We start from the raw sequence: 23,888 nt of genomic DNA on the forward strand, positions 1-23,888 counted from the left end.
AATATTGTAAATTATTTTATAAAGGCTGCTATTATGAAAATATCCCATATTTTCCTTATGTCTTCTATGCTTGTGGGCATGCCTAGCTTAGCATTTTCTGTTGAACCTGAGTGGAAAGATACGTCATTATCTTCAGAAACGCGTGCAAAAGCATTGGTCAAGGCGATGACACAAGACGAAAAGCTGCAATTAGTAGTTAGTCGCTATGGGGTAGGGGATGGTTCTGGTAATCAATCTGTTCCTAAAGACGCATTGGGTTCTGCGGGATATGTGCCTGGAATTCCTCGTCTTGGTATCCCAGCGCAACAAATTACAGATGCTGGGCTAGGGGTAACAAATCCAAATAATGTAAGACCTGGGGATGCAGCGACTTCATTACCAAGTGGCCAGATTTTATCTGGAACTTTTGATCCAGATCTTGCTTATGAGGCAGGGAAGATGGTGGGTAAAGAGGCCTATCATAGAGGATTTAATGTGCTTCTTGGTGGTGGAGGAGCGGTATTGGTTCGCGAGCCCAGAAATGGTCGAAACTTTGAATATTTAGGTGAGGATTCATTACTTTCTGGAAATATGGCAGCAGCTCAGATCCAAGGGGTGCAAAGTCAGCATGTGATCGCCACTGCAAAACAATTTGCCTTTGGTGCGATTGAAACCAATCGTATGAAAGTTGACATGCGTATTGGTGAAAAAGAGGCGCGGGAATCAGATTTATTGGCTTTTGAAATTGCAATAAAACAGGGAAAACCTGGTGCAATTATGTGTGCTTATAATAAAGTGAATGGCGATTATAGTTGTGAGAACAGCTATTTATTACAATTGCCAAAGAAAAATTGGGCATATCGTGGGTATATTATAACAGATTGGGGTGCAACGCATAGCACGGTCAAATCTGCAAATGCAGGTTTAGATCAAGAATCTGGTGCTTCATTTGATTCAAAAATATTTTTTGGCAAAGATCTAAAAAAAGCGATTGAGAAAGGTGAGGTTTCTCAGGGTCGTTTGGATAATATGGTTTATCGAATTGTATATAGTTTAATAGATGTTGGTGCATACGATCATCCAGCTTATAAATCCAATCAACCCGAAGACGTTGCTGCAAACGAAGCCGTTTCACAAAAAGTCGCAGAAAACGGAATTGTTTTGTTAAAAAACGCACATCATATTTTACCTCTCTCTCCGCAGCTTAAAAATATTGCCATTATTGGCGGTAAAGCTGACCAAGGTGTTCTGTCTGGGGGTGGTTCCTCGCAAGTCACCGCCAGAGGGGGGAATATTATTGACCACACAAGAATTCAACGTTGGCCAGGGCCAGTTTCTTATTTTCCATCGTCTCCTATGAAAGCAATTCAAGCATTAGCGCCGAATACAAAAATTAATTTTGCGACGGGTGATAATATTAAAGAGGCCGTTGCTTTAGCAAGTCAGGCAGATATGGTGATTGTGTTTGCCACAAAATGGAGTGCTGAAGGGTTTGATACTGCGAATTTGTCATTGTTTGGAAATCAAAATGAACTAATTGACACTGTTGCAAAAACAGGAAAGCCAGTTGTCGTCGTTTTGGAAACGGGTAACCCTGTTGAAATGCCTTGGTTAAACAATGTGGATGCTGTCATAGAGGCATGGTATCCAGGGACGTCTGGTGGACCAGCAATTGCTAATATTTTATTTGGCAAGGTCAACCCTTCTGGACGTTTAACGACCACATGGCCCCAAGCGTTAAGTCAAGTTCCTTATCCTTATATTGCTGGAGCAGGAAATTTGCCGGCAACACAAAAACTCAATGTAAAGCAATATTCATCACATAACCAACTGGTTTCTTCGGTTAATTTGAACGAGGATGGTGCAAATGTTGGATATCGTTGGTATGAACAAAAACATTTAACTCCCCTTTATCCTTTTGGATATGGTTTATCTTATACAAATTTTAAATATAAGAAAATTAACGTCACTAAAGATTTTATAGCAGATCAACATTTAATAACGGCGAATGTAACGGTTGAAAATACAGGTAGTCGCGATGGTGCTGATGTTGTTCAGGTTTATGGAAAAATGCCTGATGGTACACCTAGCCGTTTACTTGGATTTAAAAAGGTTAATTTACAAGCAGGTGAAACGAAAACCGTTGAGGTGACTTTATTCCCCGCTAGCTTGTCGCATTATTTTCCTGAAAAACATGATTGGGAAATTGCCCCAGGATCTTATGAAATTTTTGTCAGACCCAACGCATTGTCTACAGATGGACTAAAAACAACAATGCATTTGGATAAAATTAATTTGCCTGATTAATATCTTACATAATTTGGTATTCTTTTAAATAGCCACGGTATATTTAGCCGTGGCTATTTTTTTATAACAGCATACTGTGTACGACCTTTAATCAATATTGACTATTCGTAATAAATATAAGCTAATGTTTGTATATATTTTGACTGGAAGAGGATATTTTTATGAAATTGTCTCAGTTATTTTTACTTTCATCTATTTTGATTAGTGTGCCTTGTATTGGACATGCAGAAACAGCATTTTGGAAAAATACTTCTCTTTCTGCAGAGGCTCGCGCAAAGGCTCTGGTCAAGGTAATGACACAATATGAAAAATTGCAGTTGGTTGCCAGTCAGTATGCAGTGGATAATGGTTCTAAACATCTCCCTATTCCAAAAGGTGCATTGGGTAGTGCGGCTTATGTTCCGGGTATTCCTCGTTTAAATATTCCAGCACAACAAATTACGGATGCAGGATTGGGTGTGGTTAATCCTAATCATATTCGTCCAAACGATGCGGCGACTTCATTACCTAGTGGTCAAATTTTATCGGGAGCTTTTGATCGCAATCTTGCTTATGAGGCGGGAAAGATGGTTGGTGCCGAAGCGTTTCATAGGGGGTTTAATGTTCTCTTAGGGGGTGGCGTTGTTTTATCTAGAGATCCAAGGGCGGGTCGTAATTTTGAATATCTAGGTGAAGACCCGATATTGGCAGGGAATATCGGTGCTGCTGAAATTAAAGGTGTGCAAAGTCAACATGTGGTTTCTACGGTTAAACATTTTGCATTTAATAATATTGAAACCAATCGTAAAAAAATTGATATGAAAGTAGGGGAAAAAGAAGGGAGAGAATCTGATTTACTTGCTTTTGAAATTGCGATTAAAAAAGGGAACCCAAGTTCCATTATGTGTGCGTATAATAAGGTGAATGGTGATTATAGTTGTGAAAACAGTTATTTGCTACAGCTCCCTAAAAAAGACTGGGGCTATCAGGGATATATCATGACCGATTGGGGGGGCGGTCATAGTACAGTCAAAGCCGCCAAGGCCGGGTTAGATCAAGAATCCGCTGCAGACCAATTTGATAATAAAATATATTTTGGTAAAGCGTTAAAAGAAGCCATTGCCAAAGGAGAAGTTCCACAAAGTCGCCTTGATGATATGGCGTATCGCGTTTTATATGGTCTTATTCAAGTGGGTGCGTATGACTATCCAGCAGTAAAGTCCACTCAAACAGAAGATATAGCTGGGCATGAGGCAATTTCACAAAAAATCGCAGAAAATGGCATTGTTTTACTGCAAAATAAACAGAATATTTTACCACTCGCAACATCAGTAAAGAAAATTGCTATTATTGGTGGAAAAGCAGATCAAGGTGTCTTGTCTGGTGGTGGGTCTTCTCAAGTAACTGCTAGAGGAGGGAATATAAAGGATTCTACTGGTATACAAACATGGCCTGGTCCAATATCTTATTTTCCATCTTCACCAATGAAAGCAATTCAAGCCTTGGTACCCGAGGCTAAGGTGCAATTTGCTAAAGGAAATAATATTGTTGAAGCGGTTAAATTGGTCAGCCAATCTGACGTGGTGATTGTGTTTGCTACTAAATGGAGTGCAGAAAGTTTCGATAATGCGGATATGCGTTTGCCTGGCAATCAAAACCAGTTAATTGAAGCTGTTGCAAAAACAGGTAAGCCAGTGGTGGTGGTTTTAGAAACAGGTAATCCTGTTGAAATGCCTTGGTTAAACAATGTTGATGCGGTGGTTGAAGCATGGTTCCCTGGGACTTCTGGTGGTTCTGCAATTGCGAATATTTTATTTGGTAAAGTCAATCCGTCTGGGCGATTGAGCATTTCATGGCCAAAATCTTTGGCACAAGTTCCATATCCTACAATTACCAATGTGGGGCAAAGATGGAATGAAGATGATCCTGTTAAAGAAGATAAGCCTGATTTATCGGGGATAACAACGTTTAATTTGGATGTAGATAAAGCAAATGTTGGATATCGTTGGTATCAAGATAAAAAGATTATGCCACTTTATCCATTTGGATATGGATTATCTTATACAACATTTAAATACACAAAAATTGCGTTGAATAATAATCTATCTGTAAAAAATCCCACTATGATAGCCGAAGTTACAGTTCAAAATACAGGGAAAAAAGACGGTGCAGACGCTGTGCAAGTATATGGCACTATGCCGAGTGACACAACCAGCCGTTTGCTTGGATTTGATAAAGTGGCTTTGAAAGCAGGGGAAACAAAGACGGTTAGCATTCCTTTGGATTTACAAGCGGTCGCGAATTACGAACCCAAAGCTCATCATTGGGAATTATCAGCAGGGACTTATACTATTGTTGTGAAACCTGATGCGCTTTCTAATGAAGGAGTTAAAGCAGCGGTTCATTTGAACAAGATGAATCTGGCTGATTAATTTGGTTGTTTGTTAAGTTGTTTTATATTAGCCACGGTTTAGCTTCCCGCGGTTTTTTGATTGTGATGTTGATTGATTTGATCTATGCAGAGTTGTTTCAATAAAGGGTGGGATGGATAGTTTATAATCAATTTAAATTTCTAGAATTGTATAAATAACGTCACCAATAATATGTGAATATATTTGGCAAAATTTAATCAGATATTAATTTTTACTGAAAAACAGGGTAATGAGAGTTTTACAAATAATTAGTGAAGAGAGATAGGGTTGGTGAGATTAGCTTATATACCTTATATTTTGTGTGTTTAGGTAAATATTTATTTTTGCAACATGGCAAATAATGTTTAAAATACTCATCGATAGTGCTATAAAATCAGCAATTATTTGGATTTTTGTAAGAAAAGAGAAAAACGATGGCAGAAAAAAAGGTAAACAAAGTTGTTCTTGCCTATTCTGGTGGGTTGGATACTTCCGTAATTTTGCGTTGGTTGCAAAAGACCTATGAATGTGAAGTGGTAACTTTTACAGCGGATTTAGGGCAAGGAGAGGAATTAGGACCTGCACGTAAAAAAGCCGAAATGTTCGGTGTCAAAGAAATCTTTGTCGAAGATTTACGTGAAGAATTCGTTCGTGACTATGTTTTTCCAATGTTTCGTGCCAATACGTTGTATGAAGGTCAATATTTACTTGGAACGTCGATTGCACGTCCATTGATCTCTAAACGTCAAATTGAAATTGCTGAACAAGTCGGTGCCGATGCAGTGGCGCATGGGGCAACGGGGAAAGGGAACGATCAAGTTCGCTTTGAACTTGCTTATTATGCATTAAAACCTGATGTCAAAGTGATTGCGCCTTGGCGTGAATGGGAGCTAACCTCTCGTACCCGTTTATTACAATTTGCTGAAGAAAATCAAATTCCGATTGCGCATGATAAACGTGGCGAAGCCCCATTTTCTGTTGATGCGAATTTATTACATTCTTCTTCTGAAGGAAAATTGTTGGAAGATCCAGCAGAGGCACCAGATGAAATCGTGTTCCAACGCACCATTTCTCCTGAAGACGCGCCTGATAAAGCCACCGAAATTACCATTGATTTTAAATCTGGTGATCCAGTAGCGATTAATGGTGTGGCAATGTCCCCTGCAACTTTACTTACTCGTTTAAATGAATTGGGTAAAGAAAATGGGATTGGGCGTCTAGATTTGGTTGAAAACCGTTTTGTGGGCATGAAATCTCGCGGTATTTATGAAACTCCAGGTGGAACCATTCTTTTGTTTGCACATAGAAATATGGAATCTATTACCTTAGACCGTGAGGCTGGGCATTTAAAAGATAGTATCATGCCACGTTATGCTGAATTGATTTATAATGGTTTTTGGTTCTCTCCAGAACGTCGTATGCTGCAAGCATTAATCGATGAAAGTCAACATTCCGTTAATGGGCGCGTGCATTTAAAATTATATAAAGGAAATATGATCCTAATGGGTCGTGAAAGCCCCAATAGCCTATATGATATGCGTGTGGTAACCTTTGAAGATGATGAAGGTGCGTATAATCAAGTGGATGCACAAGGCTTTATTAAATTGAATGCATTACGTTTACGTTTGGGTGCGCAAGCCGGACGTCGTGGTGGCAGTTTATAACTCAGCAAATAGGAATTAACGATCATGAAAAAAATCTTTGCTTTGATAGCTCCTGCATTATTTTCCTTTTCTTTGACAGCCTGTGCTGGTGATAAAGATGTTCAGTTAACTTCAGATCAATTCATGAAGAAAGTAACAGCTGAGTCTGGTGTGAAAACACTCCCCAGCGGTTTGGCTTATCGTGTGATAAAATCTGGCGACCCAAAAGATGCTTCTCCTGCAAAAGGAGATTTGGTCTTGGTTGAATATGAAGGTCGCTTGCCAGATGGTGTGATTTTTGATGCTTCTGATCGTCATGGCGGTGGGCTGATGCAAATGCCTGTTGATGGGCTTATTCCTGGTTGGATGGAGGCATTGCTAATGATGCGTCCTGGGGATACATGGCAATTATTTGTTCCTGCAAATCTTGCATATGCGGATAAAACGATGGGAATTATTCCTGCAAATAGCCCGTTGGTCTTTAAAATCCATTTGGTTGGAGTGACTAAAGGCTCTGGTGGTAATAATTAATTTTAAGATAAAGGTGTTTTATTGTGTCTAAACCGTTAGGAAAAAGAGTTTTTTCAGGCATCCAACCAACAGGAATTCCTCATTTAGGAAATTATCTGGGGGCAATTCGTCATTGGGTTGATATTCAAGAAGGGAATGAATGTATTTATTGCCTTGTTGATATGCATGCTTTAACGGTTTGGCAAGATCCTGTGCAATTAAGAAAGCAAGTGATTGAACAAACAGCAATTTTAGTTGCGGCAGGGATTGATCCACAAAAACAAATTTTGTTTAATCAATCAGCAGTATCTGCTCATGCGCGTCTTGCATGGATTTTTAATTGTGTGGCGCGTATTGGTTGGATGAACAGAATGACTCAATTTAAGGATAAAGCTGGAAAAAATAGAGAGGCGCATTCTGCTGGGTTATATGTGTATCCTAATTTGATGGCGGCTGATATCTTGGCTTATAAGGCAACGTGCGTGCCTGTGGGTGAAGATCAACGTCAACATTTAGAGTTGGCAAATGATATTGTGCAGAAATTCAATCATGATTATGAAACGGATTTTTTCCCTCAAGTGCAAGGTTATATTCCAACAACCAGTGCGCGTGTCATGAATTTGCGTGATGGCAGCAAGAAAATGTCTAAATCTGATCCTTCTGAACAAGGACGGATTGAATTAATGGATGAAGATGATGTGATTGTCAATAAAATCAAACGTGCAAAAAGTGATTCAGAGCCTTTGCCATCGGAAAGAAAAGGGTTGGAAGGTCGTCTAGAGGCATTTAATCTGATTTCTATATATTCGGTGATGGAGAATAAAACGATTGACCAAGCATTGCAAGAGTTTGCAGGGCAAGGGTTCAGTACTGTTAAAACCGCATTGTCTGATGTGTTAATCCAACATATTGCGCCTATTCGTGAACAAACAAAAAAATTGCTTGCAGATCAGGCGTATATTCATACTATTTTAAAACAAGGTGCTGAAAAGGCATCGGCTATTGCAGAGCCGATTGTCTCTGAGGCAGAAGCAATTGTGGGGTTTATTAAATAGTTATGATAAAACAACAAACGAGTTTTTTGAAAATTCAGACGCATGGTCAAGGATTGACGATGTTGAATATGGAAATATCAAGCTGGATTTTACAAACTGGGATTGTGACGGGTCTGATTACTTTATGGTGTAAACATACATCTGCTTCTTTTATTGTACAGGAAAATGCAGATCCTGATGTGCGTCAAGATATTATGCATTATTTGAATGATTTGGTTCCTGAAAGTCGGGGTTATTTACATCATAGTGAGGGCGCAGACGATATGCCCGCACATATCAAAGCGGTCTTGACGCAAACACAGCTTTCAATTCCAGTGGTTGATCGGCAAATGGTTTTAGGAACGTGGCAGGGTATTTATTTGTTTGAACATCGAAGATATCCTCATGTGCGTGAAATTGCACTACATTTATTGGGTGAATGATTTTTATTTGCTGACTTTCTTTTATGTAAATAAAACCGAAAGAAAGTATTGTGTTGTTCTTTGAACAATGTCTTAATTTTTTGATTCCACCGCGCTGTTTGATGTGTGACAAAATTGTTTTAGACGCAGAGCGGGTATGTGCAGATTGTTTTAAGCAATTACATTTTATAGACAAACCTTATTGTTCCCAATGTAGCCGTCCATTTATGTCGAGTGTAGAAGCAGGGAGAGAGTCGATTTGTTCAGAATGCCAAGAATCCTCTGTTTTTTGGCAAAATTGCAGGGCAGCTTTTGTGTATAATGATGGGTTTAAAAGGCTGATTATGCCTTTGAAATATAACGATCAATATAAAAGCCTTCGGTTTATATCAAATTTTATGTACCGCTCTGCTCAAGACTTAATCGATCAAGCAGATTATATCATCCCCGTGCCCTTACATAAAAAAAGGCTGAGATATCGTCAGTATAATCAATCTGCTTTACTTGCATGGCAATTACGACAAAGAGGTAATATTACGGTATTACCAATGGCGTTATTACGGGTTAAAGAAACGATTATACTAGGGCATTTAAATAAAGCCGAACGACAGTTGGTGTTGCAAAATGCCTTTGTCTTTAATCCAAAATATGAACAACGTTTAAAAAATAAAAGAGTCATATTAATCGATGATGTAATGACAACTGGCTCTACGATTAAGGAATGTGCATTAACGCTGCTTGGGGCAGGGGTAAAGCACATTGACGTTTTGGTGGCTGCAAGGGTTGCTTAAAGAAATGAAATTTATTTTAAGGGTAATAGGTATCTTGTTTTATATGTATGAGTTGTTTATCATTTAAATAATTAGATATGTTTACGAAAGAATATAAAAATGGCTAAAGTAGAAATATATACACAACCTGGATGTCCATATTGCCAAAAAGCATTAATGCTTTTAAAGGCAAAAGATGCAGATTTTCGTGAAATTAATGCCCCCAAAGGAACGCCAGAGCGTGAAGAAGCAATACAAAAATCTGGTGGAAAAACCACAGTGCCTCAAATTTTTATTGATGGTAAAGCGATTGGTGGTTGTGATGATTTGATGGGGTTAAATCAATCAGGTGAGTTGCAGAAATTACTAGAATCTTGATTATTGTTTCTTGATCGTTTTATTTTATTAATTCGCTCAACAAAGGCGGTAAATTAGCCATGTCAGTTATATCGCAGAAAATTGGTAGCTTAAATTTTATTGCTGTTTTCATTTTCGTGCTTTTTGCGATTTTGGATAGTAATGTAACGACTAAGGCACAGTCATCTCAGACTATACCAGAAATTGGTCGGTGGGCTACCAAAGAAAATGACGGCGTTTTTGACATTTATTTTTGTGGTCAAAAACTATGTGGTCGTTTCGTTGGGATGCAATATACAACGGATTTACCGCCAAATACGAAATATGGAAGATCACAATGTAAATTTGTGATGTTACGTGACTTTGTCAAAGATAAATCTGGGAAATACTGGCGGGGCATAATTCTAGATCCAAGAAATGAAAAATCCTATGATGCCAAGATATGGCTTGCGAACAAAGATGTGTTACGCTTGCGTGGATATTTGGGTATCAGCTTATTTGGTGAAACGCATGTTTGGCATCGTTATACTGGTGATATATTACCAAACTGTAAATTGCCTCAATAGAGTGATTAAGTGCAATATAATAATTATATTGACTTATGAAGGTGTTAATTGATACATTTCCCTTATGATTGAGTGTCCGTCTATTAATGTTGGTAAGGGGTCAGTATGGCTTATGTTGTAACGCAGGTTTTTTCGCCCAAGGATAAGTGGAATAAAATTACGAAGCCAATTAAAGAGCAAATTTTGCAGCGTATGATTGTAAATCTGTCTTCTTTAGCTGGGGAAAATAGAGTGCAGTTGATCGCAACAGGTCAAATTGACGGTAAGATTCCAAGGGTCGTAGATTATGAATTTTATGTGATCTGGTCTGTTGAAATCTATGAAATGAGTAAGCATATCACGCAGCATTTACGTGAAAGCGAGTGGAATGAGTATTTTGACGTCGTTAATATTGGTGGACGTGCGCTCAGTGTTCCTGAATTTGCTGATGTGGTTTTGGCAGATTTGAATAAATAGTTTTATTTGGTTAAGTAATTTTTTAAATTACGGTATCAATGACATTAATTAATAAAAATAAATAAATAAATAAATAAATTAAAATAAATAAATAAATTAAAATAAATACAGAAATTAATTGATAAATTGAATGGATAGTTAATTTTAGGGTATTTCGATGTCTGAAGACAAAAATAATAATCAATCAAGTGTGGAGCAAACAGCCACGGTTGTGGTTGCTGCTAATGACGCTGTTTCCTCGTCATTAAGTGATGTGCTTTTAGGGAGTTCTGCTGGTGTTATTTCCAGTGGTGGTTCATTAAGTAGTGATGGTTCGGCTTCTTTATCTGAGTTAGCATCTGCGGGTATTGTCGGATCTGATGCGGCTTCGCTTGCGTCTGCATACAGTGCTGGTGTTATGTCGGTATTGGATGAAACATATTATGCGGGTGCATTAGGTCGTTCTTTACAAGCTGCTACGGTGCAAAATGCTGCCGTTTTAACGACAAGACCAAATGCGCCAACCCAGGGTATCGATACATATAAGATCGCTCAAAGCCAGGCTATGTGGCTTGCTACAGCGTCTAATATGGTCAAAGCGACCTCTGCAGGTTATGCTAATCTATATTACAATGTTGGCAGTAACACACTTTATGCTGGATTAAATGCAACTGTTGGTAGTGCTGGTGGCGGTAAGGGTGCTGTTATTTATAGCCAGGGCGGTAATCTGAATATTAATGCTAATGCTGGTCTAAACATAACGAGTGCTGGTCAGATTCTGGTTGGTGGAAATTTTGGCACGGATTTTACATTTAATACCTCTCAGACGCTGAGGTTGGATAGTGGAACTTATTTAAGTGCTACAGGATACCTTGGAGGGATTGCGGATAAGTCACAAGCTGGTACATCTCTCGTTGGGAAGGAAAATTTGCGTACGGGCGGTGTTTCAACAGCAGATAGTGTTGTAATGGATGTTGGTACTGATGTTGGTGTGGTTGGGGATGTGGGCGGCTTTCCCACGCAAACAATAATTGGAAATAATAATGTTATAAGAATGGGTGGGAATATCGGGGTATTTCTGAATGCCTCTATGACTGTTGGAAGTGATGTTCATATGTCGGTTGCTACTGCCACTGGTAGTGGTTTCTTTATCGGCTCAGGTGGTTATTATAGTGCGGCTGATTATGGCAATTATTATGTTCATGGAGGTATGGGGGCTGCATATCTAAATGGCACGTTAAATAGTGCTGCGCGTCTAATTTTAGGAAATAACACCACTGTTAAGTTGGATAATGCAAACTGGGGTAACTTTGCTGCTCAGGCGGGTGCTTCGGTTATTGTTGGTAAGGCATTTAATTTAAGTGCATTGGAAATTTCAGTTGGTTACGGGCAAAATCCTAATACGGGGGGTATTCTTGGTTCTCAAACTGCAAGCATGGTTATTGGTAGTGATGCAACCATCAGTTTGGGTCAAGCGGGATTGTTGGATAATGGTTCAAAATTCTATCTTGGCTCGAACGGTGCGATTGTTGTTGATGGATTGGGTGGTGTACTAAATGTTGGTAATGGAGCTACCATAACAGCCAATACTATTTCTGTTGGTAACTATACCAAGGATTATAGTGGCTTTAATCCCCAAGTTGGGTCAAATATGCAGTATTCTTGGTATAAAACGGGTTCCAATAATAGTGTAACTATTGGTTCTAATGCTGAAATCAACCTTTCTGGTGGTATTGCGCTTGATGGTAATAATGGTAAAGTGCAGCTGGTTGGTGGTACTACATCGAGCATTTTAAATGCTGGTTTTATCAGCGCGGGTCGTTTTTACAGAGATTATCGTGTGGCGCTTGTAAATGGTAGTTCAACTGCTCCTGTTACGAAGTATAATTTTGTATATGATAATACTTCTGGTGCGACTGTTAATATTGGTGATAATTATATTATTACCTTGACTTCTGGGACAATTAATACAGGGTTTGCTAATGAGCCAACCATAAGTAATAACGGAAACGTTATGAACAATATTAATGGTGGTGTGTTTACTTTTGGCAATAATGTTCAATTGAACGCCAACTCAGTTGTTGTGGGTGATTATTATCTTTCTACAGTCAATAAATACACCCATAAACCTGTTATTTTTTCTGCATTAACATTAGCAGCATCTACGACTTATGGTAGTAATGCCCAGCTAAATCTTTCTGGTGCTGTTTTGTTAAATGGTTCAGGAAATTTAATAAATTTTGGTGATGGATTGACTTTGAATGCATCAACAATGTCATTTGGTAGTGGTATCGGAGGCGGAACACAACTCAGTAATGTTTTCTCTGCTGGATCATTCGGAAGCATTACGTTAAGTAATGGATTAAGTAATACTCTGGGTGCTGGTAGGTTCCAACTGGGTAATAATGGTTATATTCACCTTCTTTCTGGTGATTACGTTATGAATGGTTCGGGTCAAGTTGGAACTCTTGCCAATAATAATCAATTTATCCTAGGGGATAATAGCAAGTTATTGCTTGATGCGGGCTCCATTTTAGTCAGTGGTCAAAGGCAAAATTTTGCAATGGGGAACACCGGAATAGTCTCTGCTGATAATTTTAATATATCAGGTTCCGCTCAAACATTTACCTTTGGTAGTAATGCGGTTATTGATATTAAAAATAATTTATCGTATGTCGGATCTGTTACTTCGATGAGTTTTGGGAATAACTTAACTCTTAATGCGGGTTCTATGTCCCTCGGTGCGGTATCTGCAACAGGTATCATTGATGGAGGAAACATTTTCTCTGCGGGAGCTTCTGCAAGTATTACTCTAAGTACTGGACTTACAAACAATATGGGTTCAGGAATATTCCAACTAGGTAATAATGGTTATATTCACCTTCTTTCTGGTGATTACGTTATGAATGGTTCGGGTCAAGCTGGAACTCTTGTCAATAATCGATTTATCCTAGGGGATAATAGCAAGTTATTACTTGATGCTGGTAACTTGGTGTTAAATGGTCAAAGGCAAACATTTACGGTTGGTAGTACTGGTACAATTGTTGCCAATACATTTAGTATGGGTGGAACATCTCAAACCTTTATCGTCAGTAATAATGCTACTGCTACGTTCAATAGTGGTATCGTGGTTGACGGTGCAATATTAAATACAACATTTGGTAATAATGTCGGGTTGACGGTTGGTGCTAATGGTATAATATTTAACACCTCAACACAGTTTGCTGTTGGCACGGGTGGATCTGTCAATGTTGCGGGTGATATTGTTTTTGGTTTGAATGCAGCTAATACGACGTTTAAAGTAGGTGCAAATCAAACAACGTTTAAAGCCAATAATATTGTGGTGAATGCCGACAGTCCATCTCTGACATTTGGTGGTGGAATTGCTTATAATGTTGCTGGTTGGAACTTGAATGGTAAGGCGGATACAATTTTATTAGGTGATGGTGCGACGGGATCCATTGGCAATATTACTGTTGGTGGTAATGCAACTGGCGCTTCCTTTAATACCGGTAAAGCAAAAAGTTTAAGTTTTGGTAATGTAACTTTGATAAATGATGCTGCACTTACTTTAAATGGTAACGTTACTGGTCAATCGTTGAACTTGGCTGGTGTAACAAAAGTGAATGTTGTTGCCGGTGCAACTGTGGATATCGGTAGTCTGTCGTTTGATGGAACACAGCAAGTTATTATTAATGTTGCCTCTGGTGCGACATTGAATATTGATTCAGTATCAACATTCAATGTTGGTTCTAGCAATATACCTAGGATTAATATCCAGGGTGGTACAGTTATTGTTGGTGGTCAAAAATTACGCTCTTTGAGTACAGATCAATATATGGTTGATTTTGGCACTACTGCGCAAAATGGTGTTTATAGATATGAGGGCACTATTCAAGAACAGAGTGGTAAAATAACGTTGAATAACTTTGCGTTATCAGATCAGGCGGTTTTTGATATTGGCACTCAATATTTAGATCAAAATCGTTATCAGACGAGTGTCAAGGATGGCGTTTTATATGTTGATTATATCACGGAAGCTGGGCAACGGGTTAATTTAGCGCAATTTAGCTATACTCCAGCAAGTGGAAGTCAAGCTGTTCCTAACGTTGTTATTAGTCAAGATGATACCAGTGGAACAGGTTGGACGATCACGTTGACAAAATGCTTTGTGACTGGGACGCATATTTTGACACCAAATGGTGAGGTCACTGTAGAGAGCTTAAATGTTGGCGACCAGGTTATTACGCTTCAGAATGGAGAACAGGTCAGCAAACGGATCGTTTGGGTTGGTCATATAGATGTGAGTGTGAACCATTACGGACATAAAGATACTTTGTATCCTGTTCGTATTAGAGCACACGCATTTGGATTAAACCAACCTTGCCGTGATTTGTTGGTGACGCCAGAACATACAATTTACGTCGATGGTGGTTTGATACCAGCACGTATGTTGGTCAATGGACGTTCTATTATCGTAGATACCGATATGGATAACTTTACAGTTTACCATGTTGAAACTGAAGATCATTCAATTCTGTTGTCAGAGAATTTAGCAACTGAATCTTACCTTAATACTGATGATCGTCATTTATTTAATGGTGATACGGTTAATCTGCATTTGGCCTTTAATGAGAATGCAGGGCATCAAATTTGGGAAAATGATGCGGCCGCACCATTGACTGTCGCAAGACATCAAGTAGAACCTATTTGGCAGCGTTTGGATTGTCTTGCAACGCAACAGGGTTATGCCTTTGTGAATAAACAAGAGACGACGAGAGATCCAGATCTTTGTTTAATTACACAAAAAGGGAGGAAACTTCATCCTGTTGATGTCAGAGGCAATGTTTATAGCTTCTATGTACCTGCAAATGTGAGCGTTGTTGCAATGCATTCAAAAGCAGCGTTACCATCAGAAGTGGTTGGTCCATTCCTTGATGATCGACGGATGTTGGGTGTTCTGGTTGCAAAAATCAGCGTGTTTGGTGATAAATCCTTTGATATTCTTCCTTCTGATATGACGGGTCTTTCAGGTTGGCATCCAGCTGAATTGAACCGAACAGATCGTTGGACAAAAGGATTGGCAACATTACCTGCAGTTGTTTCTGAGATGAGTGATAAAGTTAAGTTGATTAAAATCGAATTAACCACCACGGCAGAATATTTTGTAGATATAATTGAGTTTGCCGAACATATTGCATAAATTAAACTTGATGAAAAATAATGTGATTTTATGAATGTAAAACTTTCCTTTTCTGTAATTTAAGAAGAGGAAAGTTTTTCTTATTTTATGGTGGAGTTTTTTTATGTATGACCGTTTTATAGAACATGTTTCAAGAATATCACCAAATAAAGAGGCAATGTTATCATTTGATGGTTCGGTTACGTTTGCCAAAATGGATGCCGATATTAATCGTTTAGCAGCAGCATTGCTTGAAAAATTGACACCATTGCCCAAGGTTGTTGCGGTTTCTTATCAGCAAATGCATCCTCATTGGATGTTTTTAATGGCACTTAGCCGTATTGGTGTTGCGACAGCGTCTGTCGCTGATGATAGTTTGATTGCTGCAAAAGAAATAGCAGTTCTTAAACCTGATTTGATTATTAGTGATGCTTTCTTTGATGTGGAAACTCAAGCTAAAGTTGTAGTTCTAGATTTAGATTGGTATTCCCAAATCGTAAGTGGACCAGAGGTTCAACCTTTGCGTTTTGCTCTGGATCGTGATCGTGTGGTACGTGTTGCGATTGCTGGGGGGACATCGGATAAAAAACGTCGTATTGATTTTACAGCATCTATGATTGAGGCAGCTGTTATTCGTTTGGCTCATCAAGAATATCTTGAATGGGCTGAAATACAAGATGCTGCACGATATCATCGTTTGTTACCGACTTTAGGATTGGGTAGTGTTCATGGGTTTTTGTCTGCTTTAAGTATATGGTATGTGTGCGGTTCTGTGATTATGGCGGATAGAGAACAGTATCCTGCAGCTATTGCTATGTTAAAACCGTCGCTTATGATTATTTCACCATCTCAGTTACAAGATATTTTGAATCATTTGCCTGCTGATGTGCCTTCTGTTACTGGATTAAGATTGGTTGTTTCGGCGGGGTATTTCTCCTCGGCGTTACAAGAAACAGTTCGTAGCAAGTTAACACAACATATGCGTGTATTATATGTAACCAGTGAAGCTGGTCTGATTGCTGGTGCGCGTGTTGAACAAATGACGCATGATGATATGGCAGGGTGGTTGTTGCCTTCGGTTGATTTGCAAATTGTTGATGATGAAGGTCAAATATTACCTGTGGGTGAAATTGGCAACATCCGGATTAAAAGTGCTGAGCTTGTTGATGGTTTTTATGAAGATGAAGAGGCTACAAATCGTCAATTTAAGGATGGTTGGTTTTACCCTGGTGATTTAGGAATATTGGATGTTCGTGGGGGATTGCGTATTTTTGGTCGTGCAGACGAATTATATAATTTTGGTGGTGATAAATTTCCAGCACAAACGATTGATCGTATCGTACAATCATTGCCTGGTGTTAAAGACGCAGCTTTATTTTCTATGCCAAATGAGCAAGGTATTCCTGAACCATGGTTGGCGATCGTTAAAGATGTTGATTTCGATGTAGAAAAGGTTAGTGAGGCTTTGGAAAGTGAATTTCACAATTTACCGAATGTCAGAGCCATGTGGGTTGATGTGATTCCAAGAGATGTGGTTGACCGTGTATTGAGATATCAATTAAGTATGGTGGCAAGCCAGCAATATGCCAAAATGCACAAATGAAGAATCTATTGATGTTCATACAATTACATCAAATTAAAAACTATATAGTATAAAAGTCGTGAAAGTTGAAAGTAGAATACCCATGAAAGTATTAGGTGATAAGCAATATTCTGGTGAAATAGCTATCATTGGTATTGGTTGTCGATTTCCAGGTGGAATTGTTGATTTATCCAGTTTTTGGGAAGCTGTCTGTGGTAAAAAAGAAACCGTTAGTGAAATCTTGCCTTCTCGTTGGAACTGGAAAGGGGCTTACGATAAAGATAATACAATGATTGCAAAGAGCTTCTTTAAAAACGGAAGCTTTTTGACACAGCCAATTGATGAATTTGAACCACTATTCTTCGGTATGTCTCCAAAAGAAGCTGTACAGTGTGACCCTCAACAGCGTGTGTTGCTAGAAGTTGCTTGGGAAGCAATGGAAGAGGGAGGGCTCGTTGCTTCTCATTATGCGGGTAAAAAAGTTGGTGTTTTTGTTGGTATCTTTGCGACCGATTGGCTGATTATGCAATCCAGTCATTATGCAAGTGAAGGCAATGTGGAAACCAACTTCCTGGCGACAACAGCGTCAACGACAATGATTTCTGCCCGTCTATCTTATTTCTTTGATTTTTGTGGTCCTTCTTTGGCTTTGGATACGGCGTGTTCTTCTTCGTTGACGGCTATTCATTTAGCATGTCAAAGCTTGAGGGATGGTGACAGTGATATGGCTATGGCTGGGGGGATCAATATTATGTTAACCCCACAATCTGGTGCATTGGTAGCTAAAGCCCGTTTCATGGCTGAAGATGGTAAAAGTAAAAGTTTCGATGCAGCAGCAGATGGTTATGGACGTGGTGAAGGATGTGGTGTTGTTATTCTTAAAAGGCTAGAAGATTCGATTGAGGATGGCGACAAGATTCATACGGTTATCAGTGGTATTGGCATTAATCAAGATGGTCATAATGAAGGTATTACGGTTCCAAGTGCAGTAGCACAAGAAAAATTAATTCGCACCGTCGCAGAACAAGCTAAAATCAACTTAAAAGACATTGTTTATGTAGAGGCTCATGGAACGGGAACCCCTGTTGGTGATCCGCTTGAAGCACAAGCAATTTCGAACACGATTGGTAAAAGTCGCCCGAAGGAAAGTCCTGTCATTATTGGATCTGTCAAAGCCAATATTGGACATTTGGAAGCGGCAGCAGGGGTGGCTGGTTTGATTAAGGCTTGTTTATGCCTTGAACATAAAGCAGTGCCCCCTCAGGCAAATTTAACAGAACCAAATCCGAACATTGCCTTTGAAGATATGAATTTGCGATTGGTGCAAGATGAAGTTGTGCCATTAACAACCACTGCAAAAGATTTATACGCAGCGGTGAATTCATTTGGGTATGGTGGTTCTAACGCAAATGCGATTATTCGTTTGCCTCGTAAAGAAGAAATTGTACCCCGAATAAATTCTGAAGACGCGCATTTGCCTTCTGATAGTTATATTTTGTCTTTGTCAACAAAGCAGCAACCTTCATTAAAATTAACAGCCGAGGCTTATGCTGCGTTCTTAAGAGCGGATAATAGCCCATCTATCGAAGATATTACTTATTCTGTTGGCAAGCATCGTTCTTTTTTCCAAAGGCATTTGGTGACTTTTGGCAAAACAAAAGAAGAAATTGCCCAAAAATTAGAAGATTTCGCTCAAGACAAACCTAATCCAGATGTAATTGTTGGTCAGCAACAAATTAAAACCCAAACGCAACCTGCTTTTGTCTTTTCAGGGATGGGGCCACAATGGTGGGGTATGGGGCAATGGTTGTTGAAAAACGGACCTGCTGAATGTCTGGATATTGCCAAAGAAATTGATGGGTATTTCCAAGAGCTTTCCGGGTGGTCTATTCTTGCTGAGTTGCAAAAGACCGAAGAAGAATCTCGTATTCATGAGACAGCTGTTGCACAACCAGGTATTTTCACAATACAAGTATGTCTTGCTGAGACATTAAAGATTTATGGTATTCGTCCTGCTGCGATTGTTGGTCACAGTGTGGGTGAGGCTGCTGCTGCATATGTTGCGGGCGCATTGAGCTTGAAAGATGCAGCAACAGTTATTTATCATCGTAGTCGTCTGCAACAGACATTTGCTGGTCGTGGTTCAATGTTGGCTGTTGGGATGCCACCATCAACATCTGCCGAATTAATTAAGGACTATGAAGGGGATGTTGCGGTTGCTGCAATTAACAGCCCTCGTTCTTTTACGTTATCAGGTAGCCAAGAAAACCTTGCAAAGATTGCTGCTGAACTAGAAAAACGTTCTGAATTTAATCGCTTTTTGAAAGTCGAATTGGCTTATCATAATCCAATTATGGCTGATATTCGCGATGAATTCGAAGACGCTGTTGAAAGGATTCAACCTAAAGTTCCAACTATTCCTTTATATTCAACAGTTACAGGGCATATTTGTGACGATACGTTTTTTCATGATGCAAGCTATTGGTATCGTAATTTAAGGCAAACGGTTCTATTCGCCGAAGCGATTACGACGATGATCCATGATTCTTATTCTTTATTTTTAGAAATAGGACCTCATCCTGTTTTATCTGCTTCTATTAAAGAATGTGCTGCGACTTTAAATTCCTCTGTTGGTACTGCGTATACATTCCATCGTTCTGAACCAGAAGAGAAATCTATTGTTAAATCTTTAGCAAGCTTGTCTGCTGTGGGTTTAGAGTTGGATTGGGATAAAATTGTTTCTGGTAAGAGAGTAGATTTGCCATTCTATTGCTGGGCAAAAGAAGTTTACTTAAATGAAAGTAAACAGCTGCGTGCACGTCGTATGGCAGAGCGTGTCAATCCAGTTCTAGGGAATATCGATTGGTCAGGCTCTCGTGGATGGTTGTCTGAGCTTAATATTAATTTTATGCCATGGATTGTCGATCATCAACTTGAAGGGATGAAGATATTTCCAGGAGCAGCCTACGTCGAAGCTGCGATTGCTGCGCATGCTCAATTAGCCGCTGATGCACCAAAAGAAATGCAAGAGCCAGCAATTGTTGAAGATATCCAATTTAAAAAAGCAATGTTGATTGATGGAAAATTTTATCCATACATCACATGGTCTGTAGATGAGCTGACTGGACGGCTTTTGGCTTATGGTCGCACGGAAAATGATTCCCCGAATTGGGAGTTATATTCAACGGCGTTGTTACGTCGCACCGTGCCGTGGAATGGTGATGTTATTGAGGATATTGAGGCACTAAAAGCAAAAATCACTGAAGAAGTTGATGTTTCTTTTTATTACGGTAAAATGCATGAATATGGCATGCAGTATGGTCCAGCTTTCCAAACCATTCAAAAACTTTATCGTGGTCATGGTGTTGCTTTTGCACATTTAAAAATTGCAGAATCTGAAAAAGAGACTATCCAGGATTATTATATTCATCCAACATTGCTTGATGGTGCATTTCAGTTATTTGGATTATTAGGGGCAGAAAAACAGGTTTCTGAGACGACGTTTGTGCCTGTTTCGATTGAGCGTGTGATGTATTTCGGTCGTCATGAAGGCGAGCTTTATGCCTATGGTGGCAATATCAGACGAGATGACGAATTCTTAATCGGTGATATTTACATTTATACACCAAAGGGTGAACCTGTTGCGAAAATTACAGGCTTAACCGTTAAGGAGTTGGCGACAGAAAAACAAAAAGAGGCCAAACGTGCGCGTTGGTTATATCGTTATGAATGGAAAGATGCAGAAGTTACGCCATTATTGGGCGAAATAGCACGCATTGCGTTTATTACTGATAATGATGTAATTGCTGACCCGTTAATTGCCGAACTTGAATCTCAAGGGCTGACTGTTTTGCAAGGAAGGCTTGGGGAAAGGTCAGGTTTAGAAGCAGAAAATATCTTTAACATTCGTTATGGGAGTGAAGAGGATTATAAAGCATTTTACTCTTTTGTAGATATTCAGAAATGTCGTGCTTTAGTATATCTGCGTAAAGATAATATTCTTAATGATGATGCTATTGGATTATCTTTGGTACAAGAACTTTTATGTGTTGCCAAGAGTTTACCAGCGTTAGAAGATAAAGATGTTACTGATAATCTACGTTGTGTAATTATCACGAATGGTGCTGAAAAAGTTCTAGAAGATGAAAATATCGTTAATCTTGGACAATCCTCTTTACGTGGATTTATGCGTGTATTTTTACTAGAGCGTCCTGAAGTGCAACCTAAAATGGTTGATATTGATGGGGATATGAATGCTGTTCAAATTCCTGTTTTAGCAGCAGAAATTTTATCCGATGATGTGGAAGATGATGTTGCATTAAGAAAGGATAAACGATTTATTTCACGTTTGGTTCCTTATAAACGTCAAGAAAATATCACACCAATTCCATTTACCGATGTAAAAGATAAAAATCTTGGTTTCCGTTTAGTTCCTGGTCGTGCGGGGATGTTGGATCAAATACACTTTGATTTATTCGAACGTCAAAAGCCACCTCCGATGCATATTGAGGTAGAGGTAATGACTTCTTCCTTGAACTTTAAAGACCTTTTAAAGGTGATGGGGTTACTCCCTCGTGCAGTTGGGAAAGGTACTTTCCACCAGGATGGTTTGGGAATGGAAGCGGCCACCCACATCATCGCTGTCGGTGAAGGTGCGGAAGAAGCAGGATATTATGTTGGGGATCGTGTTGTTATTTCTACTCAAAACTGTCTAGCTTCTCACGTAACCCTTTCTGTTGAGAATTCTTACGCAATGCAGTTGGATAAGAACTCTACAATTAGGGAAAGGCATCGCTATAATCTAAGCGACAACGAGATTGAACGGCTTCATAAGGAATTGGATTTTGAGATTCCAGATGCTGAAGCTTCAACGATGCCGACTGTATACGCCACAGCTTATCATATATTACTTGATGTTGCGAATATTCAAGAAGGTCAAACAATTCTGGTGCATTCGGGTTCTGGCGGTCTAGGGCTAGCAGTGATTTCGATTGCAAAAATGAGAAAAGCTAGAATTTTTGCGACCGCTGGTAATGAAGAAAAACGTCAATATTTACGTGACCACGGTTGTGAACATGTTTGGAATTCTCGGAACCTTGAATTCGTTGATGGTGTAAAAGAGGTGACGAATGGTAAAGGGGTAGATATTGTTGTTAACTCTTTATCAGGTGAAGCCTTACAACATAGTTTAAGTCTGGTTGCACCTTATGGATACTTTTTCGAAGTTGGAAAAAGGGATATTGTTGAAGGCAAATGGCTACCGATGCATGCCTTTAATGAAAATATTACTTTCCGTTCAATGGATTTGGATCGGATGTTGGCTCAACGTCCAGACGAAATTCTCCGGATGTTATCTGCTTGTACACGTCACATCATGAATAGGGAAATCGTGATGCCGCCTTGTACTGTTATGCCAGCAGCTAAGGCAACCGATGCGTTTAGGTTATTAGCATCAGCTCAACACATTGGTAAAGTTGTGTTGGATTTTGCTGATAAAACTGATTTAATGGTTAATCCTCTTCCTAAAGAAATCCCAACAGTTCGAGATGACGCCGTGTATTTGGTGACGGGTGCTTATGGTGGAATGGGATTACAATTAATACAATGGTTGGTATCTATGGGTGCTAAACATCTTGTATTGGTTGGGCGTTCGTTAAAAATAGAAAACGAGGCTATTCAAAAAGCGTTGGATATCTTGGTAGCACATGGTATCAGCATTCATCAGATGCAGGCAGATATTGTTGATTATAACAGTATTAAATCTGTTATAGAACAAGCGAATCAATTGGATATGCCTTTAAAAGGTATCTTTCATTGCGCAGCAGTGATTGATGATGGTGTTATTACTAATCTTGATAATGAACGTTTAGCTAAGGTTATTTTGCCAAAAGCGCAAGGCGCATGGAATCTACATGAATTAACCAAAGATATGGAATTAGATCATTTTGTTCTATTTTCTTCTGCAACGAATTTGCTTGGAAATATTGGACAGGCTGCTTATGTTTCTGCGAATTTCTTCTTGGATGCTTTGGCGAAATATCGTAAGCAAAACGGATTGCCAGCTCTTGCGATTGAGTGGGGTGCCATTGATGGTGGTAGCATGTATCAAAAAGATAGTCGTGCTGCGAAAAACTTTGAAACTATTGGGGTAACTCCTATTCCGATCAAAGAAGCACTAGCAACGATCTCCTTGCTTTGGAAAGCCGATCAGCCCTGTGTTGGTGTATTAGATATTGATTGGTCTAAATGGTTTGGCGTATTTCCGATGACACGTACAGTTGGGCGCTATCAAGAGTTATTGACACTTGGGAATTCTTCCTATGAACAAACCGAGGTATTACGTCAATTAAACGCATTACCAATGGAGGAACGTTTACCGTTTGTTGTAAAGAATTTAATTGATATTCTGACCAAAACGTTGCAAATTCCACCAGATAGTATTGATGGTAATACGCGTCTGACAGAACTTGGTATTGACTCTCTTGTTGGTGTTGAGCTGCAGATTGCGATTAGTAATACGTTGGGATGTGAAATTTCATTATTACAATTAATGAAAGAAGAAAACCTTCAAGATGTGGGGAAAGTGTTATTGAGAAAGCTGAAAATATCATTTGAAAGTAATGAATCCTTGATACTTGATTCTGATGCTGAATCCTCGGAAGGTAAGGGAACAATGATCGAAGATTCTTCTAGTAAAGAAGTGGAATAAAC

13 protein-coding genes are annotated in these 23,888 nt (G+C 39.1%); all 13 read left to right on the forward strand.

Translation table 11 applies throughout. The annotated features are described in order from the left end of the window. Positions 1–33 precede the first annotated feature (33 nt). The 13 genes from QJV33_RS06875 (at position 34) to QJV33_RS06935 (ending at position 23,886) form a co-directional block, all read left to right on the forward strand. Positions 34–2,286, forward strand: coding sequence for a glycoside hydrolase family 3 C-terminal domain-containing protein (locus QJV33_RS06875; RefSeq protein WP_281462625.1), 2,253 nt, complete (start codon positions 34–36; stop codon positions 2,284–2,286). A gap of 161 nt (positions 2,287–2,447) precedes the next feature. Then, positions 2,448–4,697, forward strand: coding sequence for a glycoside hydrolase family 3 C-terminal domain-containing protein (locus QJV33_RS06880; RefSeq protein WP_281462626.1), 2,250 nt, complete (start codon positions 2,448–2,450; stop codon positions 4,695–4,697). 413 nt (positions 4,698–5,110) lie between these two features. Then, the gene (locus QJV33_RS06885; RefSeq protein ID WP_281462627.1) at positions 5,111–6,340 is read left to right on the forward strand and encodes an argininosuccinate synthase; all 1,230 of its coding nucleotides are present in this window, start codon (positions 5,111–5,113) and stop codon (positions 6,338–6,340) included. A 24-nt stretch (positions 6,341–6,364) separates the two neighbouring features. After that, positions 6,365–6,850: an FKBP-type peptidyl-prolyl cis-trans isomerase gene (locus QJV33_RS06890; RefSeq protein ID WP_281462628.1), complete on the forward strand. Its 486-nt coding sequence runs from the start codon at positions 6,365–6,367 to the stop codon at positions 6,848–6,850. Positions 6,851–6,873: 23 nt separating this feature from the next. Continuing rightward, the gene (trpS, locus tag QJV33_RS06895; RefSeq protein WP_281462629.1) at positions 6,874–7,884 is read left to right on the forward strand and encodes a tryptophan--tRNA ligase; all 1,011 of its coding nucleotides are present in this window, start codon (positions 6,874–6,876) and stop codon (positions 7,882–7,884) included. Between the two features lie 5 nt (positions 7,885–7,889). After that, a complete protein-coding gene (locus tag QJV33_RS06900) occupies positions 7,890–8,306 on the forward strand; it encodes a secondary thiamine-phosphate synthase enzyme YjbQ (RefSeq protein ID WP_456305229.1) in 417 nt (138 codons plus the stop codon). Between the two features lie 50 nt (positions 8,307–8,356). Continuing rightward, the gene (locus tag QJV33_RS06905) at positions 8,357–9,076 is read left to right on the forward strand and encodes a ComF family protein (protein ID WP_281462631.1); all 720 of its coding nucleotides are present in this window, start codon (positions 8,357–8,359) and stop codon (positions 9,074–9,076) included. 99 nt (positions 9,077–9,175) lie between these two features. Beyond that, positions 9,176–9,433 carry a glutaredoxin 3 gene (grxC, locus tag QJV33_RS06910; RefSeq protein WP_281462632.1) on the forward strand — a complete coding sequence of 86 codons (258 nt, stop codon included), beginning with the start codon at positions 9,176–9,178 and terminating at the stop codon, positions 9,431–9,433. Positions 9,434–9,492: 59 nt separating this feature from the next. Next, the gene (locus QJV33_RS06915; protein WP_281462633.1) at positions 9,493–9,978 is read left to right on the forward strand and encodes a DUF2147 domain-containing protein; all 486 of its coding nucleotides are present in this window, start codon (positions 9,493–9,495) and stop codon (positions 9,976–9,978) included. Positions 9,979–10,083: 105 nt separating this feature from the next. Then, entirely contained in the window at positions 10,084–10,434 is a 351-nt protein-coding gene (locus QJV33_RS06920; protein WP_281462634.1) for a DUF6616 family protein, read from the forward strand. 157 nt (positions 10,435–10,591) lie between these two features. After that, a complete protein-coding gene (locus QJV33_RS06925; RefSeq protein WP_281462635.1) occupies positions 10,592–15,616 on the forward strand; it encodes a Hint domain-containing protein in 5,025 nt (1,674 codons plus the stop codon). Between the two features lie 103 nt (positions 15,617–15,719). Further along, complete coding sequence (locus QJV33_RS06930) at positions 15,720–17,198, forward strand: AMP-binding protein (RefSeq protein WP_281462636.1); 1,479 nt, start codon at positions 15,720–15,722, stop codon at positions 17,196–17,198. A gap of 82 nt (positions 17,199–17,280) precedes the next feature. Continuing rightward, entirely contained in the window at positions 17,281–23,886 is a 6,606-nt protein-coding gene (locus QJV33_RS06935) for a type I polyketide synthase (RefSeq protein WP_281462637.1), read from the forward strand. Positions 23,887–23,888 lie beyond the last annotated feature (2 nt).

The sequence above is a fragment of the Commensalibacter nepenthis genome, from assembly GCF_029953305.1.
Classification (GTDB): Bacteria; Pseudomonadota; Alphaproteobacteria; order Acetobacterales; family Acetobacteraceae; genus Commensalibacter; species Commensalibacter nepenthis.

What these genes read in the sequence shown, in the direction of transcription:
- grxC (WP_281462632.1), top strand. Translation starts at nt 9,176, where the DNA reads ATGGCTAAAGTAGAAATATATACACAACCTGGATGTCCATATTGCCAA.
- QJV33_RS06930 (WP_281462636.1), top strand. Translation starts at nt 15,720, where the DNA reads ATGTATGACCGTTTTATAGAACATGTTTCAAGAATATCACCAAATAAA.
- QJV33_RS06925 (WP_281462635.1), top strand. Translation starts at nt 10,592, where the DNA reads ATGTCTGAAGACAAAAATAATAATCAATCAAGTGTGGAGCAAACAGCC.
- QJV33_RS06915 (WP_281462633.1), top strand. Translation starts at nt 9,493, where the DNA reads ATGTCAGTTATATCGCAGAAAATTGGTAGCTTAAATTTTATTGCTGTT.
- QJV33_RS06880 (WP_281462626.1), top strand. Translation starts at nt 2,448, where the DNA reads ATGAAATTGTCTCAGTTATTTTTACTTTCATCTATTTTGATTAGTGTG.
- QJV33_RS06875 (WP_281462625.1), top strand. Translation starts at nt 34, where the DNA reads ATGAAAATATCCCATATTTTCCTTATGTCTTCTATGCTTGTGGGCATG.
- QJV33_RS06890 (WP_281462628.1), top strand. Translation starts at nt 6,365, where the DNA reads ATGAAAAAAATCTTTGCTTTGATAGCTCCTGCATTATTTTCCTTTTCT.
- QJV33_RS06920 (WP_281462634.1), top strand. Translation starts at nt 10,084, where the DNA reads ATGGCTTATGTTGTAACGCAGGTTTTTTCGCCCAAGGATAAGTGGAAT.
- QJV33_RS06885 (WP_281462627.1), top strand. Translation starts at nt 5,111, where the DNA reads ATGGCAGAAAAAAAGGTAAACAAAGTTGTTCTTGCCTATTCTGGTGGG.
- QJV33_RS06935 (WP_281462637.1), top strand. Translation starts at nt 17,281, where the DNA reads ATGAAAGTATTAGGTGATAAGCAATATTCTGGTGAAATAGCTATCATT.